Origin of the sequence: Pseudotabrizicola sp. (assembly GCF_030656345.1) — a bacterium.
In the GTDB taxonomy this organism is placed as follows: Bacteria; Pseudomonadota; Alphaproteobacteria; order Rhodobacterales; family Rhodobacteraceae; genus Pseudotabrizicola.
The window spans coordinates 55,095-69,199 of the sequence record NZ_JAUSNR010000014.1 but is presented as its reverse complement, the minus strand read 5'-3'; the positions used below and the strand labels follow the sequence as shown (position 1 = coordinate 69,199).

Here is a 14,105-nt window from a genome sequence, read left to right as displayed (position 1 = left end):
CAATGCATGTCATCTTCCGCGAGCAGCATGGGCTGGAGGAGACGGAAACACCGTTCGACCCGGGGCAGGACCCGGCCGATCTGGTGGTGCTGTCGTTTTCCGACAGTGACCTCGGCGCGTTTGCGGCGGGCTGGCAGCGCGGGCGCGGCAGTCTGCCGTCGCTGCGGCTGGCCAATCTGGTGGCGCTTAAACATCCGCTGTCGGTGGATACCTATGCAGAACAGACGCTTGCCGGGGCACGGGCCATTCTGGTGCGGGTGATCGGTGGTGAGGGGTATTGGCCCTATGGTCTGGCGACACTGCAGGACCTTGCCCGCAGGCGGGGCATTGCGCTTGCGGTTCTGCCCGCTGACGGACGGTCCGATGCGCGGCTGGATGCGCTGTCCACCTTGCCGGTCTCCACCCTGCGGCGGCTGAGCGTGCTGTGCGACGCGGGGGGCGCAGTAGCGGCACAGGCGGCGCTGGCGCAACTGGCACTGGCCGCCGGGCTTTACGCGGGGCCGGTCGCGGGGGCCAAATCGGTGCCTCAAATGGGGTTCTACGACCCCGACCGTGGCGTGATCGACGCGCCCTTGGCGGCGGCACGGCCGGTTCTGGTCACCTTTTACCGGTCCTACCTTACCTCTGCTGACACGGGCCCGGTGGACGTGCTGATCCGCCAGCTGCGGGCGGCGGGGCTGGATGCCATCGGCGCTTTTGCCCCCAGCCTCAAGGCCCCGGGCGTGGCCGACTGGCTGGCCAGCCACCTGACCGCCCATCCGCCCGTTGCCATCCTCAACGCCACCGCCTTTTCGGCACAGGGTCCGGGCGGTGCCACCCCGTTTGACGCAGCGCACTGTCCGGTGTTTCAGGTGGCGCTGTCCACCGCCCGCCGCCGCGACTGGGCGGCATCCGACCGGGGCCTGTCGCCCGCCGATCTTGCGATGCATGTGGCCCTGCCCGAGGTGGACGGGCGGCTTTTTGCCGGTGTCGTCAGCTTCAAATCCCCCGGAAAGCGCGACCCCGATCTCCAGTTCAGCCGGTTCGCCCACCGTGCCGACGCAGAGCGTATTGCGGCTGTGGTGGCGCGGGTCGCGGCCTGGGTCCGGCTCGCCGAAACGCCTGCTGCGGGGCGCGATCTGGTGGTGATCCTGTCCACTTATCCCGGCCGCAGCCACCAGATGGCCCATGCGGTCGGCCTTGATGCGCTCGCCTCGACCGAGGCGATGCTGAGCGACCTTGCAGCACGGGGCTATGACGTGTCCCCCGGTGCCGCTTTGAGTGTGGCACTGACGCAAGAGGCCGTCAGCTGGCCATTGGCCGATTATCTGACAGCCCTTGCAACCCTGCCAGCCCCGCTGCGTGAAGCCCTCGCCCCGTGGGGACGGCCCGAGGATGACCCCGCCTGTCGCGACGGGGCGTTTCACTTTGCTGCAACCCGCCGCGGCCGCAGCCTGATCGCGCTGCAACCCGAACGCGGCACCCCAAGCCAGCGTGACAGCGAATATCATGACATGACCCGCACACCCCGCCATGGCTATGTGGCATTCTACCTGTGGCTGCGCGGCCTTGCACCGCATGCGATTGTGCATATGGGTGCACATGGCACGCTGGAATGGCTGCCCGGCAAATCGGTGGCGCTGTCCGGCACTTGCTGGCCCGAAGCGCTGATCGGGGCCACGCCGCTGATCTACCCCTTCATCGTCAACGACCCGGGTGAGGCGGCGCAGGCCAAACGGCGCGTCGGGGCGGTCACCCTTGGCCACATGCCGCCGCCACTGGTCAGCGCGTCCCTGCCCGAAGGTCTTGCAACGCTGGAGCGGCTGCTGGATGACTATTCGACGGCTGACGGGCTGGACCCGGCGCGCCGCACCCGGCTGATCGCCGCGATCCGCGATCAGGCGCAGGCAACCGGACTTTATGCCGACCTTGACCTGCCGCCCAATGCTCCCCCGGCCGAGGTCATCCCCCGGATCGACCGCTTTGTCTGCGACATCAAGGAAAGCCGCTTTGGCGACGGGCTGCATGTGCTGGGTCAGGCCCCCGGCGAATCCGAGGGGCTGCGGGCCGCACTTGCGGGGCTGCGCGTGGTGCCCGGTCCTGCCGGGTCGCCCTATCGCGGCCGCAGCGATGTGTTGCCCACCGGGCGCAACCTGTTCGCGGTCGATCCGCGCGCCGTGCCCAGCCCCGAGGCCCATGCACAGGGCGTGAAACTCGCCGCCGAACTGGTGCGGCGCCATCTGCAGGACCACGGCGACTATCCGCGCGGGCTGGTGGTTGACCTGTGGGGATCGGCAACGATGCGCACGGCGGGCGAGGAATTTGCCATGGCGCTGCATCTGGCGGGGCTTGCGCCGTGCTGGGAAACCGGATCGGGCCGGGTGACGGGGTTCGAGGTGATCCCGCTGGCGGCTCTGGGCCGCCCGCGCATCGACGTGACCCTGCGCGTATCGGGCCTGTTCCGCGACATTTTCCCCGGACTGGCGCAGATGTTCGGGGCGGGGGTCGCAGCGCTTGCCAACCGGGACGAATGCGCCGACGACAATCCCTATAGCCAGCGCGGCCCGCATGTGTTTGGCCCCGAACCGGGGCAGTACGGGCTGGGCATGGGCATTGCCGCCGACACCTTCACCGCCGCAGCCCGGCATGAGGCAGGCGAGGCGTGGCTGGCCGCGTCAAGCTGGGCAATCGGCACCGACGGCATCTCGCGCCCCGACCGGGCCGGGCTTGAGGCAAAGCTGCGCGTGGCCGACAGCTTTGTGCATGTGCAGGACCTGCCGGAAACCGATGTGTTGCTGGCCGCCGATTATGCCGCACATGAGGCAGGCTTTGCCGCCGCCGTGGCGCGTCTGGGCGGACAGGCCCCGGCGCTCTATCATCTCGATGCCACCAGCCCCGGCACGCCCAGCGCCCGCAGCCTGACCGAGGAAATCGCCCGCGTTGTCCGCGCGCGGGCCGCCAACCCCCTCTGGGCTGACGGCATGATGCGCCACGGCTATCGCGGGGCTGCGGAAATTGCGGCGACGCTGGATCACATGGCGGCGTTTGCACATCTGGCAGGCGTGGTGCCGTCGCATCTTTTTGACCTTTATCACGATGCGACCCTGGGCCGGGACGACCTGCGCAGCTTTCTGGCCCGCGAAAACCCCGCAGCGCTGGCGGCGATAGAAAGCCTGTTTCAGCGGCTTCACGAGGCCGGCCTGTGGGCGACCCGCCGCAATTCCATCGCCGCCAGTCTGAGGAGCAGCGCATGAGCGCGATGCCGGACAGCCCGGCAAACCGGCGGCCCGTGGTCAAAGGCTGGTGCCCCGGCGCCCTGCGTCCGATGGCATCGGGCGACGGCTTGGTGGTGCGGGTGCGCCCGCCGCTGGCCCTGCTGACACCCGAACAGGCGTCGGGTCTGGCCGATCTGGCGCAGGCGCAGGGCAGCGGCATCCTGCAGCTGACCAATCGCGCGAACCTGCAGATCCGGGGCGTGACCGAGGCGCAGCTTAGTGCCTTGCAGGACGGACTTGTGGCACTGGGCCTGCTTGATCCGTCGCTTGATCCGCTGGCGGAGGCGCGGCTGAACATTCTGGTAGCACCGGGCTGGTCAGGTCAGGGCACTCCTGCGCTATGGACCGCACTGCGCCAAGCGCTGGCCGCCAAAGATGCGCCCCGGCTTCCCGGCAAGTTCGGTTTTGCACTGGATGTGTCAGGCCAGCCCTGCCTGCAGACGGAAAGCGCTGATATCAGGATTGAAAGCGCGCAAGGTCGCGTGGTGGTGCGTGCCGACGGATCTGCGCTTGGCCGCAGCACGACGCCCGGACAGGCGGTCGATCTGGTGCTGAAGATGGCGCGCTGGTTCGCCTTTTCCGGCGGAATCGGCCCGGATGGCCGGGGGCGGATGCGCGACCATCTGGCGCGCGGGGCGGTGCTGCCGCCCGCATTGGCGGGGGATACCGCGCCTGATGAGGCAGGCGCACGACCGGCCACGACCGGCTTTGACTTCGGCCTGATCGAGGCACCTGCCTTGCGCCATCTGGCCCGGAACGCGGGCGGCAACCTGCACCTGACGCCGTGGCGCGGGGTGCATCTGCCCGGCGCGCCCGATCTTGCCGCCCTGCAGGGCGACCCCGCCTTCCTGCTAAACCCCGCCGCCCCGCGCCATCGGCGCTTCGCCTGCACCGGAGTGCCGGGGTGCCCGCAGGCCATCGGCCCCACGCGCGACCTTGGCCTGCTGCCCCCGCCGGGCAAGACCCTGCACATTTCAGGCTGCGCCAAAGGCTGCGCGCATCCCGGCCCCGCCGATCTGACCCTGACCTGGACCGCAAGCGGCATTGCCGTCATCCCCGGTGGCCGCGCCTGCGACCCGGCCGCGTGCATCGTGCCACCCGCTGCTCTGGCCGCCACCCTGAAGGAATGGACCCATGCCGCATCTGTATGAAACCGACGGTGCAGCGATCTACCGGCAAAGCTTTGCGATGATCCGCGCCGAGGCTGACCTTGCCCGGTTCGCCGCAGACGAAGAAATCGTCGCGGTGCGCATGATCCATGCCGCGGGCATGGTCGACCTGGCCTCCGCGATCCGCTTTTCGCCCGGCATGGCCACCGCCGCGCGCGCCGCGTTGGAAGCGGGTGCGCCGATCCTGTGCGACGCGCGCATGGTCAGCGAAGGGATCACCCGCAACCGTCTGCCTGCAGGCAACCCGGTGATCTGCACCTTGCACGACCCATCGGTGCCGGGCCTTGCCGCCGCAATGGGGAACACCCGGTCGGCGGCAGCGCTGGACCTGTGGCGGCCGCATCTGGCGGGCGCAGTTGTTGCCATCGGCAATGCGCCCACTGCGCTGTTCCACCTGCTGAACATGCTCGAAGACCCCGCTTGCCCGCGCCCGGCCGCCATCATCGGCTGCCCGGTGGGCTTTGTGGGTGCCGCCGAAAGCAAGGCCGCGCTGATCGCCGCCCCCCCGGTGCCTGCGCTGGTGGTTGAAGGGCGGTTGGGCGGATCGGCCGTCACCGTCGCCGCCATCAACGCCCTTGCGAGCCGCAGCGAATGACCCCGGGCCGCATCATCTGCGCGGGCCTCGGCCCCGGCGACCCCGATCTGATCTCGGTCCGGGCCGATCGTGTGATCCGGGGCGCGACCCATATCGCCTATTTCCGTAAGCCGGGCCGGCAGGGTCAGGCGCGGCAGATCGTGACAGGTCTTCTGGCGGCGGATGTGACTGAATATCCGATGGAATATCCTGTTACCACCGAACTGCCCTTTGACAGCCCTGATTACATCCGCCTGCTGGCCGCGTTCTATGACGATTGGGCGTCGCGGCTGGCTGACCTGGCCAGAACCACCGAGGTTGTGGTGCTGTGTGAAGGCGACCCGTTCTTTTACGGCTCGTTCATGCATCTGCACAGCCGTCTGCAGGGCCGGGCGCAGGTCGAGGTGATTGCGGGCATCCCCGGCATGGTCGGGTGCTGGGGGGCTGTGGACCAGCCGATCACCTGGGGCGACGATGTGCTGACCGTGCTGACCGGCACCATGGCCGAGGATGTTCTGGCAGGCCACATGCAGGCCGCCGACGCTTTGGTGGTGATGAAGACCGGGCGCAACCTGCCGCGCGTGCGCCGCGCTCTGGCACGGGCCGGTCGGCTGGACGATGCCTGGCTGGTGGAACGCGGCACCATGCCCGGCCAGCGGATCATCCGGCTGGCCGAGGTCGAGGGCACCGACTGCCCCTATTTCGCGATTGTGCTGGTGCATGGCAAAGGCCGCAGGCCCGAGGCCCTGGAATGACCGGATCTGTCATCATCGCGGGTCTGGGCCCCGGCGATCCCCGCTTGGTCACGCCCGAAGTGACGGCGGCTCTGGCGCAGGCGACTGATATTCTTGGCTATATTCCCTACGTCGCCCGCATCGCCCCCCGCCCGGGCCTGACCCTGCACCCGTCTGACAACCGTGAGGAACTGGCCCGCGCCCGCGCCGCGCTGACGCTGGCGGCTGCGGGGCGTCACGCGGTCATTGTGTCGTCCGGCGATCCCGGCGTGTTCGCAATGGCCTCTGCCGTGTTCGAGGCGCTGGAGGATCGGCCCGACTGGCAAGCACTTGATATCCGCGTGCTGCCCGGAATCACGGCGATGCTTGCCGCCGCTGCGGCCGCCGGGGCACCGCTGGGCCACGATTTCTGCGCGATCAACCTGTCGGACAACCTGAAACCCTTTGCCCTGATCGAGGCGCGGGTGCGCGCAGCGGCGGGTGCCGATTTCGCCATGGCCTTTTACAACCCGCGCTCGGCCAGCCGCCCCGAAGGCTTTGGCCGGGTTCTGGCCATCCTGCGCGACACCTGCACGCCGGACCGGCTGATCACATTTGCCCGCGCGGTTTCAACTCCCGATCAGACGATCACCACCGTCACCCTGAACGACGCCAGACCAGAGATGGCCGATATGCGCACGGTTGTTCTGGTCGGCAACGCAACGACGCGCCGGGTCGGCCGCTTTGTCTATACCCCAAGGTCGGCAGAATGACCCAGCCAGCGCATCACCTCTGCAACCGACCCCGCAACCTGCCGCTGCGGCAGCGCAGGCCGATCGATCAGAATAACCGGCAGACCCAGCAGTCGCGCAGCGTCCAGCTTGGCGCGTGCCCCGGTGCCGCCGGCATTCTTGGCCACAATATGGGTAATTGCCTGCGCCCGCAGCAGCGCAAGGTCGGCTTCGGTGGTGAAGGGTCCGCGCGCGACCACAACCTGAGCCTGCGGCAACGGCAGGCTTTCCGGGCAGTCCACCAGCCGCAGCAGGTAGCTGTGCTGGGGTCTGGCGGCAAAGGCGGCCAGATGCTGCCGCCCGATCGCCAGAAAGACCCGCGCCGCGCGGTCGGGCAGGGCCGCAACAGCGGCGGCGATGTCGGGCACCGCCCGCCAGTCATCGCCCGGCCCCGCGACCCAGCCGCTGCGCTCATACCCGATCAGCGGCAGCCCCAAAGCGGCGCAGGCTGCCACCGCGTTCCGGCTCATCTGTGCGGCAAAGGGATGGGTTGCATCGACCACATGGCTGATCCGCTGGTCGCGCAGATACGCCTGCAACCCCGCCACCCCACCAAAGCCGCCCACCCTGACCGGGACCGGCTGCGCGACCGGCGCTGCGGTACGCCCGGCGTAGGAATAGACCGTGCGCAGCCCCGCATCGGCCAAAGCGCGGGCCAGAAGTCCCGCTTCGGTCGTGCCGCCGAGCAAAAGGATATGCGTCATGGCTGAGCCCTGGCTTGCAATCATCGGTCTGGGCGAAGATGGCCTTGCCGGGCTGTCCGATGCAAGCCGCGATGCGCTGGCGCGGGCAGATGTGGTGTTCGGCGGGCCGCGCCACCTTGATCTGGCGCAGGCCGGCGCACGCGGCCAGTCTTGGCCCGTTCCGTTCAGCGCGGCCCCCGTTCTGGCGCTGCGCGGGCAGCGGGTGGCGGTGCTGGCCTCAGGCGATCCGTTCTGGTTCGGCGCAGGCGGCAGTCTGGCCGCAGATCTGGCGCCGGATGACTGGGTGGCCTACCCCGCGCCGTCGACCTTTGCGCTTGCCGCCGCAAGGCTGGGCTGGCGGCTGGAAGAGGTGACCTGCCTTGGCCTGCACGCCCAGCCCCTGCCGCGCGCAAGGCGGTTCCTGACCCAAGGTGCCCGGCTGATCTGCCTGATGCGCGACGGTGCCGCGGTGGCACAGATGGCCGGGTACCTGTGCGCGCTTGGTCTTGGCCCGTCGGCGCTGACCGTGCTTGAACGTCTCGGCGGTCCGCGCGCGCGCGTGCGGCAGACCACGGCTGCCTGCAGCCCATTGGCCGACATTGCCACGCCGGTGGCTGTTGCAATCACTGTGGCGGGCGGCAGCGGCCTGCCGCGTGGCTTTGGCCTGCCTGACGATCTGTTCATCCATGACGGCCAGATCACCCGAAGCGCCGTGCGGTCGATCACACTGTCGGCGCTGGCCCCTCGGCCCGGTGCGCGGCTGTGGGACATCGGGGCCGGGTCAGGGTCGGTGTCGGTGGAATGGTGCCTTGCGGGCGGCCATGCCCACGCGGCAGAGCCCCGCACCGACCGGCTGGCCAACATCGCAGCCAATGCCGCCGCCTTTGGGGTCGATCACCGCCTGACCGTCGTGCAGGGCGCGGCCCCCGACATCTTCGGCACGCTGCCATCCCCCGATGCGGTCTTTCTGGGCGGCGGCAGTAGCGCGCCGGTGATGCAGGCGCTCTGGCAGGCCATTCCCCCCGGCACCCGTCTGGTTGCCAATGCGGTGACACTGGAGGCCGAAGCCCTGCTTGGCCAGTGGCATGCAGACAAAGGCGGCACCCTGCTGCGGATCGAGCTGGCCGCGGCGCAACCGCTGGGCCGCAAACGGGGCTGGTCCCCGGCCCGTCCCATCGTGCAATGGAGCGTCACCCGATGAAAGTCGCAGGATTCGGCTTCCGGGGTGCCGCCACGCCAGACGCGCTGCAAGACGCCCTGATCGCGGCGGGGGGAGCTGCAGGGCTGACAGCCCTTGCCACTGCCGCCGACAAGGCGACCGCCCCCGTCTTTGCGGCCCTGTCGCGCACCCTGAATCTGCCGGTGCTGGCCGTCGGATTGCCCGCGCTGCGCGCCACCCCCGCCACCCCCAGTGGCCATGCCCCTGCCCGCTATGGCCGGCACAGTCTGGCCGAAGCCGCAGCCCTTGCCGCCGCTGGCCCCGGCGCGCGGCTGACCGGCCCGCGCGCGGTGTCGGCCTGCGGCACCGCCACCTGCGCCATTGCTGAAAGGAGCACACCATGACCGTCCACTTCATCGGCGCAGGCCCCGGCGCGCCCGATCTTCTGACCCTGCGCGGGCGCGACCTGATCGCGGCCAGCCCGGTGTGCCTTTATGCCGGATCGCTGGTACCGCAAGCGGTGCTGGCCCATTGTCCGCCCGGCGCGCGGATCATCAACACCGCCTCACTCAGCCTGAATGACATCATCGCCGAGATTGCCGACGCCCATGATGCGGGGCAGGATGTGGCGCGGCTGCATTCCGGCGACCTGTCGGTCTGGTCAGCGATGGGGGAACAATTGCGGCGGCTGCGCGCCCTGCAGATTCCCTACACTGTCACCCCCGGTGTGCCGGCCTTTGCCGCTGCTGCCGCGACGCTGGGGGCAGAGCTGACCCTGCCCGGCCTTGCGCAATCGGTGGTGCTGACCCGCACCTCGGGCCGCGCCTCGGCGATGCCTGCGGGGGAAACCCTGGCCGCCTTTGCCGCCACCGGTGCCGTTCTGGCGATTCATCTGTCGGTGCATGTGCTGGACCGCGTGCTGGCCGAGTTGACGCCGCATTACGGCAGCGATTGCCCGGTCGCCGTGGTCTGGCGGGCCAGCTGGCCGGATGAGCGGGTGGCGCGCGCGACGCTTGGCACGCTGGACGCGGCCATCGCCGGGCAGATGGAGCGCACAGCGATCATTCTTGTCGGCCGGACTTTGGGCACCGAAACCTTTGAGACCTCGCGCCTTTATGCCGCCGATTACGACCGGCGGTTCCGTCCTACCGGCACCTCCCCGCGTTTTCCGGAGGGTGTATGACCCCGCAGCAATTTCCGCCCGGCCTGATGATCGCCGCCCCCGCCTCGGGTGCGGGCAAAACCACCGTGACACTGGGACTGGCGCGTGCGCTATGCGACCGGGGCCTGAGCGTGCACTGTTTCAAATCCGGGCCAGACTACATCGACCCCGGCTTTCACAGCGCGGCGACAGGGCGCGACTCGTTCAATCTGGACAGCTGGGCGATGCCGCAAGCGCTGATCAATGCCACCGCAACGACGGCAGCGGGCGCCGATCTGGTGCTGGCCGAAGGCTCGATGGGCCTGTTCGACGGCGTGGCAGCGGCGGGGGCCTGGGGCACCGGGGCCAGCTCCGAGGTTGCTGCACATTTCCGCTGGCCCGTGGTGCTGGTCATCAATCCGGCGGGACAGGCGCAGACCGCCGCCGCCGTGGCGCAGGGGCTGGCGCGGTTTCGTCCTGGGCTGGCGGTGGCGGGAGTGATCCTGAACCGCACCGCCTCACCCCGGCACGAGGCGCTGGTGCGCGCCGGGATAGAGGCCGTGGGCCTGCGCGTCTTTGGCGCGCTGCCCAGAGCGACCGACATCGCGATGCCCGAACGCCATCTGGGTCTGGTGCAGGCCGAAGAGCAGACGGGGCTGCAAGCCCTGATCCGCAACGCAGCGGCGCTTGTGGCGCAACACATCGACCTTGACGCCCTGATCGCGGCTGCCTCGGGGCAAGTGCCACACGGGCCGCCTGCCGCCCCGCTTGCCCCGCCGGGCCAGCGGATCGCGCTGGCCCGCGACGCCGCGTTTTCCTTCGTCTATCCCCACATGGTCGCAGGCTGGCGTGCGGCGGGGGCGACGATCCTGCCGTTCTCGCCCTTGCAGGACGAAGGGCCGGACCCGACGGCAGATGTCTGCTGGCTGCCCGGTGGATATCCGGAACTGCACGCCGGACGGCTGTCTGCTGCCGCCGGTTTCCGCACGCGCCTGCAGACATTTGCACAGACCCGTCCGGTGCATGGCGAATGCGGCGGCTATATGGCAATGGGCGCGGGGCTGGAGGATGCGGCGGGCCAACGGCACCGGATGGCGGGGCTTCTGGGTCTGGAAACCAGCTATGCCCGGCGGCGGATGCATCTGGGCTACCGCCAGGCCACCTTGCGGAGCCCGATGCCGGGGCTGGCGCAGGGCCATATCCTGCGCGGGCATGAATTCCACTACGCCCGCATCCTGTCGCAACCCGATGCGCCGCTGGCCGATGTTGTGGACGCCACCGGCACGCCGGTTGCTGAAACCGGGTCCTGTCGCGGGCGGGCCAGTGGCAGCTTCTTTCACCTGATCGCAGGGGCATGACATGACCGGCTTTGTCTCGTTCGTCTCGTCCGGGCCGGGAGATCCGGAGCTGCTGACGCTGAAGGCAGTGGCGCGGCTGAAAGCTGCCGATGCGGTGCTGTTCGATGACCTGTCCGCCGGGCCGATCCTGCACCATGCCCGCGACGGGGCCGATCTGGTGGCGGTGGGCAAACGGGCCGGTCGCGCCTCACCCAGACAGGACCACGTCAGCCGCCTGCTGGTGGACTATGCCCTGACCGGCGCACGGGTGGTGCGGCTGAAATCCGGCGATGCCGGTCTGTTCGGGCGGCTGGAGGAAGAGCTGACGGCGCTGAATGCCGCCGGCATCGGCTATGAGATCATTCCCGGCGTGCCGTCGGCCTGTGCCGCGGCCGCAGCGGCGGGGCTGCCGCTGACCCGGCGCCTGAACGCGCGGCGCGTGCAGTTCGTCACCGGGGCCGATGTCACAGGTGGCCTGCCAGATGAGCTGAACCTTGCCGCTCTTGCCGATCCGCTGGCGATGACGGTCGTCTATATGGGTCGCCGCACCTTTCCCGCGCTTGTTCTGCGGCTGGTCGCCGCCGGACTGTCGCCCGACACCCCGGCGCTGCTGGCCGAGGCGGTGGGCCATCCTGAACAACACCTGCTGCGCAGCACGATCACGCAACTGGCCGACCGCCTGGCCGCCGACCCCGGCAGCCACCCCGCCGTGATCCTTTACGGCCCGCTGGCGGAAGGTTTGCCATGACCGCCGCGAAGCCATCCTGACCAGACCACTGCAACCCAGACCACATAAGGAGCCTTTCCATGCATATCGAAGAACACGTCGTCTCTGGCACCAAGATCATCCTGTCCTATGCCACCGCCGCCGGGGCTGGGCTATATTCCCTGAAACTCGCCGCCGAGGCGCTGCGCGAGGCGGGGATCGGCGGGCTGGCCGCCCGGTCGGCAGCGGCAACCGCGCTGGTCTTTTGCTTTTTCGAGGTTCTGCCGCATTATCCGGTCGGCGTGTCCGAGGTTCACCTGATCCTTGGCAGCACTCTGTTCCTGCTGTTCGGCGCGGGGCCTGCGGCAATCGGCCTTGCGCTTGGCCTGCTGGTGCAGGGGCTGTTCTTCGCGCCCTTCGATCTGCCGCAATATGGGATGAATGTGACCACACTTCTGCTGCCGCTGTTCGCCATCCAGACACTGGCCAAGCGGATCATCCCGGCGCAAACGGCCTATGTTGATCTGAAATACGGGCAGGTGCTGGCGCTGTCGGTCGCGTTTCAGGGCGGCGTGGTGGCCTGGGTGGCTTTCTGGGCGATCTATGGTCAGGGCTTCGAGGCCGCCAACCTGACCGCCGTGGCCAGCTTTGGCGCGGCCTATATGCTGGTGGTGGTGCTGGAGCCGCTGGTGGATCTGGCGGTTCTGGCCGGGGCCAAGGCGCTGCGCGGTCTGTCGGGCACCGGCCTTGTGACCCGCCGCCTGCACAGCGCAGCCCCGTGATCTGAACCGCTGCGGCCCCGCGTGCCGGGGCCGCAGTCTTTGAGGACAAGCGATGATCACCCTTCACCTGATCGGCATCGGCACCGGCAACCCCGACCACCTGACCCGGGCAGCGGTGCGCGCGCTGAACGCAGCTGACCTGATCCTGTTGCCCTGCAAAGGTCCGGACAAGGCAGATCTTGCCGACCTGCGCCGTGCCATACTGGCCGAGGTGATAACCGCCCCGGTACCCGTGGCGGAATTCGACATGCCCCGCCGCGCTGCGGGGGCGGAGTATCGGCTGGCGGTGGACGACTGGCACGAGGCCATCGCGAAGGTCTGGACCGACACCATCGCCCGCCATCTGCCGCAGGGCGGTGATGTGGCGCTGATGGTCTGGGGTGACCCGTCGCTATACGACAGCAGCCTGCGCATTGCCGGTCGGCTGGGTGCAGGCGGCGGCGCGCTGAGCGTGAAGGTGCTGCCGGGCATCACCAGCCTGCAGGCGCTGACCGCCGCCCATGCCATCCCGCTGAATACTCTGGCGTCTCCCGTCACCATCACCACCGGGCGCCTGCTGCGCGCCGGAGGTTGGCCAGAGGGGGCGGTATCGGTGGCAGTGATGCTGGATGCGGGTATGGCGTATGAGGTGCTGGACCCGTGCGGCCTGCACATCTGGTGGGGTGCCTATCTGGGGCTTGCGCAGGAGAGCCTGTTTCAGGGTCCGCTTGCAGCCACGGCACCGCACATCACCGCCGAACGGGCCCGGCTGCGCGCCCTGCATGGCTGGATCATGGACATTTATCTGCTGCGACGGGAGATGCCCGATGACTGACGCACTGCGGGCGCTGTTGCCGCTATACGGTTTGCCGCCCGACGCGCCGTTGCGGCTGCTGAACCGATCGGAAAACGAAACCTGGCTGGCGGGCGAGGGCGACAGGCTGATCGTCCTGCGCCATCACCGCGCGGGCTATCACAGTCGCGCCGAGATTGCCGCCGAACTTGCATGGCTGACCGCGCTTGACGGTCAGACCGGGCTGCGCTGCGTGCGCCCGCTGGCCGACGCCGCGGGCGGGATGATCCAGATTGCAGGCGGGCGGCATGTGGTGGCATTTGCCCATATTGCGGGACGCGAACCCAAGGCCGACGACGACCTCGCCCCATGGTTCGAGACTTTGGGCGCGGCGACCGCACGGCTGCACCTCCATGCCCGGCACTGGCCCCGACCGCCCGGCTTTGCCCGTAAACGCTGGGACACCGACACCATCCTCGGCCCCCGGCCGCATTGGGGCGACTGGCGGGCAGCACCCGGGATGGACCACGCCGCGCATCCGGTGCTGATCCGGCTGGCCGCCGAGCTGACTCGCCTGCTTGCGGCCTACGGGCAAGGTGCCGACCGTTTTGGCCTGATCCACGCCGATCTGCGGCTGGCCAACCTGCTGATCGACGTGGAGGGGCTGTGGGTGATCGACTTTGACGATTGCGGCTTTGGCTGGGCGATGTATGACTTTGCCTCTGCCGTGTCTTTCATCGAAACCGATCCCCGCCTGCCGGAGCTTGCCCGGCACTGGTGTGCGGGCTATGCGCGTGTGGCCGCGCTGACAGCTGAAGACCGAGCGGTCCTGCCGGTTCTGGTGATGCTGCGCCGGGTGTTGCTGACGGCCTGGCTGGGCACCCGCGCCGACAGCGAAACCGCGCGCGAGATCGGGGCGGCACACTATACCGCCCAGACTGTGCAGCTTGCCGAGCGGTTTCTTTCTGCCGGTCCCGCGCGGTTTCTGGAAGGTTAGGCGGGCGTATCATCCGGAAAGTCTGAG

General features: G+C 69.1%; 14 protein-coding genes. 13 read left to right on the top strand and 1 reads right to left on the bottom strand.

Going from position 1 to position 14,105, the window contains the following annotated elements; translation table 11 throughout:
- Positions 1 to 2: 2 nt before the first annotated feature.
- The 5 genes from cobN to cobJ are packed head-to-tail and all read left to right on the top strand — an operon-like array spanning position 3 to position 6,483.
- Complete coding sequence (gene cobN, locus Q7J44_RS07825; protein WP_304878678.1) at positions 3 to 3,233, top strand: cobaltochelatase subunit CobN; 3,231 nt, start codon at positions 3 to 5, stop codon at positions 3,231 to 3,233.
- Positions 3,230 to 4,405 (top strand): precorrin-3B synthase, encoded by a 1,176-nt coding sequence (locus Q7J44_RS07820; protein ID WP_304878677.1) that lies wholly within the window; start codon positions 3,230 to 3,232, stop codon positions 4,403 to 4,405. The genes cobN and Q7J44_RS07820 overlap by 4 nt, the downstream gene beginning before the upstream one ends.
- Entirely contained in the window at positions 4,389 to 5,018 is a 630-nt protein-coding gene (locus Q7J44_RS07815) for a precorrin-8X methylmutase (RefSeq protein WP_304878676.1), read from the top strand. Before Q7J44_RS07820 ends, Q7J44_RS07815 begins: the two co-directional genes overlap by 17 nt.
- A complete protein-coding gene (locus Q7J44_RS07810) occupies positions 5,015 to 5,752 on the top strand; it encodes a precorrin-2 C(20)-methyltransferase (protein ID WP_304878675.1) in 738 nt (245 codons plus the stop codon). The genes Q7J44_RS07815 and Q7J44_RS07810 overlap by 4 nt, the downstream gene beginning before the upstream one ends.
- Positions 5,749 to 6,483, top strand: a complete 735-nt coding sequence (cobJ, locus tag Q7J44_RS07805; RefSeq protein WP_304878674.1) for a precorrin-3B C(17)-methyltransferase — start codon at positions 5,749 to 5,751, stop codon at positions 6,481 to 6,483. Before Q7J44_RS07810 ends, cobJ begins: the two co-directional genes overlap by 4 nt.
- Here the strand turns inward: cobJ and Q7J44_RS07800 are convergent.
- Positions 6,459 to 7,205 (bottom strand): cobalt-precorrin-6A reductase, encoded by a 747-nt coding sequence (locus Q7J44_RS07800; protein ID WP_304878672.1) that lies wholly within the window; start codon positions 7,203 to 7,205, stop codon positions 6,459 to 6,461. The genes cobJ and Q7J44_RS07800 overlap by 25 nt on opposite strands.
- Here Q7J44_RS07800 and cbiE point away from each other — a divergent pair.
- Genes cbiE through Q7J44_RS07760 form a run of 8 tightly spaced genes read left to right on the top strand, consistent with a single transcriptional unit; the run spans position 7,204 to position 14,078 of the window.
- On the top strand, positions 7,204 to 8,385 hold the full coding sequence (gene cbiE / locus Q7J44_RS07795; protein WP_304878670.1) for a precorrin-6y C5,15-methyltransferase (decarboxylating) subunit CbiE: 1,182 nt from the start codon (positions 7,204 to 7,206) through the stop codon (positions 8,383 to 8,385). The two genes, Q7J44_RS07800 and cbiE, sit on opposite strands and share 2 nt — an antisense overlap.
- Positions 8,382 to 8,747: a cobalamin biosynthesis protein gene (locus Q7J44_RS07790; protein WP_304878668.1), complete on the top strand. Its 366-nt coding sequence runs from the start codon at positions 8,382 to 8,384 to the stop codon at positions 8,745 to 8,747. The genes cbiE and Q7J44_RS07790 overlap by 4 nt, the downstream gene beginning before the upstream one ends.
- Positions 8,744 to 9,526 carry a precorrin-4 C(11)-methyltransferase gene (gene cobM, locus Q7J44_RS07785; RefSeq protein ID WP_304878666.1) on the top strand — a complete coding sequence of 261 codons (783 nt, stop codon included), beginning with the start codon at positions 8,744 to 8,746 and terminating at the stop codon, positions 9,524 to 9,526. Before Q7J44_RS07790 ends, cobM begins: the two co-directional genes overlap by 4 nt.
- Positions 9,523 to 10,842: a cobyrinate a,c-diamide synthase gene (locus Q7J44_RS07780; protein WP_304878664.1), complete on the top strand. Its 1,320-nt coding sequence runs from the start codon at positions 9,523 to 9,525 to the stop codon at positions 10,840 to 10,842. The genes cobM and Q7J44_RS07780 overlap by 4 nt, the downstream gene beginning before the upstream one ends.
- A 1-nt stretch (position 10,843) precedes the next feature.
- On the top strand, positions 10,844 to 11,569 hold the full coding sequence (gene cobA, locus Q7J44_RS07775) for a uroporphyrinogen-III C-methyltransferase (RefSeq protein WP_304878662.1): 726 nt from the start codon (positions 10,844 to 10,846) through the stop codon (positions 11,567 to 11,569).
- Positions 11,570 to 11,628: 59 nt separating this feature from the next.
- A complete protein-coding gene (locus Q7J44_RS07770) occupies positions 11,629 to 12,309 on the top strand; it encodes an energy-coupling factor ABC transporter permease (protein WP_304878660.1) in 681 nt (226 codons plus the stop codon).
- A gap of 52 nt (positions 12,310 to 12,361) precedes the next feature.
- Positions 12,362 to 13,123: a precorrin-6A synthase (deacetylating) gene (cobF, locus tag Q7J44_RS07765; RefSeq protein ID WP_304878658.1), complete on the top strand. Its 762-nt coding sequence runs from the start codon at positions 12,362 to 12,364 to the stop codon at positions 13,121 to 13,123.
- Complete coding sequence (locus Q7J44_RS07760; RefSeq protein ID WP_304878656.1) at positions 13,116 to 14,078, top strand: phosphotransferase enzyme family protein; 963 nt, start codon at positions 13,116 to 13,118, stop codon at positions 14,076 to 14,078. The genes cobF and Q7J44_RS07760 overlap by 8 nt, the downstream gene beginning before the upstream one ends.
- The last annotated feature ends 27 nt before the right edge of the window (positions 14,079 to 14,105 follow it).